Below are 823 nucleotides of genomic sequence, written 5' to 3'. Positions count from 1 at the left end.
GCTTCTTTGCCAAGCTGACCCGCCGCCGTCTGAAGCACGGCGTCTTCCGATCCGTCGTCGATCTACAGACCGCCATCAACCGCTTCGTCATCGAATACAACGCCAACGACCCCAAGCCCTTCGTTTGGCGGGCCGATCCAGACGCAATCATCGCAGCCAGAAATCGAGGGTTCCAAACGTTGGAGTCAAACCACTAGCAGCCTTAATGCGCGTCAGATTCGCCCGATCCGCAGCCTCAAGCTGCCAGTCCACCTTCGGCCAAATCCGCCTCCCCCAAAAATTTGCTCCCCGCCGCTTTCCCCTCCTGCATACTTGCCTGACCGCCGGCCCACGAAACGGGCGCGAATGATCACCGGGATCGTTCGGGGGCTGGCGGGCGGTATCCGCGACGGGGCTTCTTCCGGAGAAGACCCGGCCCGGACTGCCCCGAGCGCCCGCCGGACCGTCCCCCACTAGGAGGGGTCTGTGGATCGGTCCACTTGAACGTCCCGCAAGGGGCGTGAAGATCCGGCAGCGCACGAGGGCTCCGCTGGAAGGCCGAGGGTGTCGCATCGCAGCAGGCGTGTCCCGCCAGCGAGGCGCAGCCGAAGCTTAAGGGCGGGGCACAGTGTTCAAGGGGTTGGCAAAACACCGTGCGGGATGCCGGAGGCGGACCGTATGACGTAAAACAGTCGGAGGGTTCGCCTCCGGCGTCCCGCCGCTCGCCTCGCCAGAGACGAGACGAAAAGGGGCCCCCCTCCGTGCCAATGACGATGAGACATCGACCACCCGGGAATTTACCCTTGAGGGCGCAGGTAACGTATCGACATGGTAATGCCCCAGA

At 63.9% G+C, this 823-nt stretch carries 1 pseudogene; it reads left to right on the top strand.

The window, feature by feature from the left end:
* A pseudogene (locus VQ044_RS25390) lies at window positions 1-197 on the top strand (IS630 family transposase); the annotation flags it as partial.
* Window positions 198-823: the final 626 nt, after the last annotated feature.

Source organism: Aurantimonas sp. C2-5-R2 (assembly GCF_036549495.1).
GTDB classification, from domain to species: Bacteria; Pseudomonadota; Alphaproteobacteria; order Rhizobiales; family Rhizobiaceae; genus Aurantimonas; species Aurantimonas coralicida_A.
This window is presented reverse-complemented; position numbering and strand designations above follow the sequence as displayed.